Here is a 2,594-nt window from a genome sequence, read left to right on the forward strand (position 1 = left end):
ATGAAAAAGTACACTTTAATTTTAGTTGCCTTCGCCTTACTGGCTTTAGTAAAACCAGCCAGCGCACAGCAAACCGATCCCGCCGCTTTTACCGGTGCAACAGCAAAATTGAAACATTATAATGCGCTGTATATTCTGAATTCAAATGATGACAAGAAAATAAAGGGAATACTCCGGAACATCGATAATGCGCTCGAAGATCCCCGCTTAAAGGGCAAACTTCATGTAGAACTGATCGCTTTTGGCGACGGCGTAGCCGTTTACATGAAGAGCAGCACCTACGAACAGGCATTAAAAGATCTGCAGGCCAAAGGTGTTGTATTGGCGCAATGCAGCAATACCATTAAAGAACGGAAAATAGATAAGAACGACTTGTTCCCTTTTATTTCTTATGTACCAAGCGGTAACGGCGAGATCATAATCCGTCAATATGAAGGATGGGCTGTTGTTCATCCATAATCGTTAAATATTCTATCAGTTGTAATTCTATTAAAAGTCAAAATGAAAAGCTATAAAATAATATTCGCGGCGATTGCACTTATTGTATCAGGCATTAAGGTTAAAGCGCAGGATCACCGTTTTGACCCGCCATGGAATACTCCACCGGAAAGTAAAGTAATGTTTACCGTACCGGGCGTAGATAATGTACCTGACTTGTTTGGTGATATAAACGACCCGCAGTTAGTTGTATTCTTTGCCGGTAATCAGTTTATGTGTATTGATGACCTGATTGCTGCGTTTAAAAAAGCGCATCCCCAGTACCAGCGGGTTTTCGCAGAAACACTGCCTCCCGGTATTTTAGCAAAGCAGATCGTCGGAGGTTCTATTACTATCGGAAATATGCGTATCACCTTAAAACCAGATGTTTACACCGCAGGCAAAAGCAAGACCGATCAAATGCCGCAATATTTCACCAAAACTGAACCTTATGCCTACAACCGTTTAGCCATTATGGTTCAAAAAGGTAATCCTAAAAATGTAAAAGGATTAAAAGACCTGGGCCGGGCAGATGTGCGGGTAAGTATGCCTAACCCCGAATGGGAAGGAATAGGTAAGCGGATTGAACAGGCTTATGTACTGGCCGGTACGGAAACCTTGCGTAAAACGATCATGGAAGATAAAGTGAAGGATAGTACTACTTACCTGACTCAGATCCATCACCGCCAGACGCCCATGCGGATTATGTACAACCAATCTGATGCGGCTCCGGTATGGTACAGCGAGGCTTTTTATCAAATAATGATCAAACACCCGGTTGATATGGTAGAGATCCCCGCCGGTGAAAACATCAATGCTACCTACGTAGCCGGGCAAATGAAAAATGCGCCACATGTTCAGGCCGCTAAGGACTTTATGGATTTTTTAATTAGCCCTACTGCTAAAGCCATCTACAGAAATTACGGGTTTACAACTAAATAGATATGAAAAAGTACATTTTAATGCTTGTTGCAGCTATAAGCAGCCTGTCGGTTTTCGCCCAAACAGATACCCTGCACGTTTATGGTCCCGGCGGCCCGCTTTCAGCCATGCAGGAGTGTGCAAAAGCATTTACAACAACAACTGGTATTCCAGTGAAAGTAACCGGTGGCCCAGAGTCAAAATGGATGCCCCAGGCACAGCAAAATGCTGATGTGATTTATGGTGGTGCCGAATATATGCTTACCCAGTTTATACAAAACCATCCCGGTATGGTTGATGCAACAACCAGGGTTGAATTGTACAAAAGAGCGACGGCTATATTAGTCAGGCCGGGTAACCCAAAACACATTGTAACACTGAAGGACCTCACAAAACCGGGTATTCATATTTTAGACGTGAATGGGGCCGGACAATTAGGTTTGTGGGAAGATATTGCCGGAAAGGAAAACCTGATCGGTGGTATCCAAAAAAATATTGCAGGCTCCTTCGCCAATACCGCTTTGGGTATTGCCGCCTGGAAAACAGATAGCAGCTATGATGCCTGGATCACCTATACCTCCTGGCACCAAAACCTGAAAGGTATCACACAAGTGGTTGAATTGCCCGTAACATTGCGCTTATACCGCGGTACTCCTGTGGCTTTAACTTTAAACAGTAAGCACAGTCAACAGGGAAAGCAGTTTCTTAGTTTTCTGCAAAGCGTTCAGGGCCATTCAATATTTAAAAAGTGGGGCTGGGAATAGGCTATGCGCAGCAGCCAAAATAGTGGAACGGTATAACCCAAAGCAGAAGGTGACAGATTTGAAAGCATTACTAAAGCATGGCGGGTTAATACCGGCCATACTTGTTTTTTACATGTGTCATTCTTCAACTTGGTTTCCGTTATCTTTTTATGCAACGTAGCATCAAATAATAAATAACTTTACATTATTGACCATGTAAATTGATGATGAAAATAACGTGTTTTAATGATTGATCTTTGATTAACAAAATCAAAAAGATCATGAAAACTATACAAAACTTAACCCACCGTCAGTTTACAGAAAGAGCAATTGTCTTAGGAGATAAAATCATTAATACAGCCGCGATCATGGCCGCATTGGTATTGTTAGTCTTGCCATTTGTGTTAATGATTGCCCGGCTATCTTAAAATTAGTAAAATAAATATTCGTCAT

Annotated in this window: 4 protein-coding genes; all 4 read left to right on the forward strand. The window is 42.2% G+C overall.

From position 1 onward, the window contains the following. A partial coding sequence (locus JWQ34_RS09150) for a DsrE family protein (protein WP_299356715.1) occupies positions 1–459 on the forward strand: 459 nt, incomplete at its 5' end. Positions 460–501: 42 nt separating this feature from the next. Then, positions 502–1,419 carry a substrate-binding domain-containing protein gene (locus JWQ34_RS09155; RefSeq protein ID WP_299356717.1) on the forward strand — a complete coding sequence of 306 codons (918 nt, stop codon included), beginning with the start codon at positions 502–504 and terminating at the stop codon, positions 1,417–1,419. Positions 1,420–1,421: 2 nt separating this feature from the next. Continuing rightward, positions 1,422–2,162, forward strand: a complete 741-nt coding sequence (locus tag JWQ34_RS09160; protein ID WP_299356719.1) for a substrate-binding domain-containing protein — start codon at positions 1,422–1,424, stop codon at positions 2,160–2,162. A gap of 260 nt (positions 2,163–2,422) precedes the next feature. Next, a complete protein-coding gene (locus JWQ34_RS09165) occupies positions 2,423–2,569 on the forward strand; it encodes a hypothetical protein (protein WP_299356721.1) in 147 nt (48 codons plus the stop codon). The last annotated feature ends 25 nt before the right edge of the window (positions 2,570–2,594 follow it).

Source organism: Mucilaginibacter sp. (assembly GCF_028288185.1).
In the GTDB taxonomy this organism is placed as follows: Bacteria; Bacteroidota; Bacteroidia; order Sphingobacteriales; family Sphingobacteriaceae; genus Mucilaginibacter.

Bases quoted from the DNA above. Each gene is read 5' to 3' on its own strand.
- JWQ34_RS09165 (WP_299356721.1), top strand. From the start codon at position 2,423: ATGAAAACTATACAAAACTTAACCCACCGTCAGTTTACAGAAAGAGCA.
- JWQ34_RS09155 (WP_299356717.1), top strand. From the start codon at position 502: ATGAAAAGCTATAAAATAATATTCGCGGCGATTGCACTTATTGTATCA.
- JWQ34_RS09160 (WP_299356719.1), top strand. From the start codon at position 1,422: ATGAAAAAGTACATTTTAATGCTTGTTGCAGCTATAAGCAGCCTGTCG.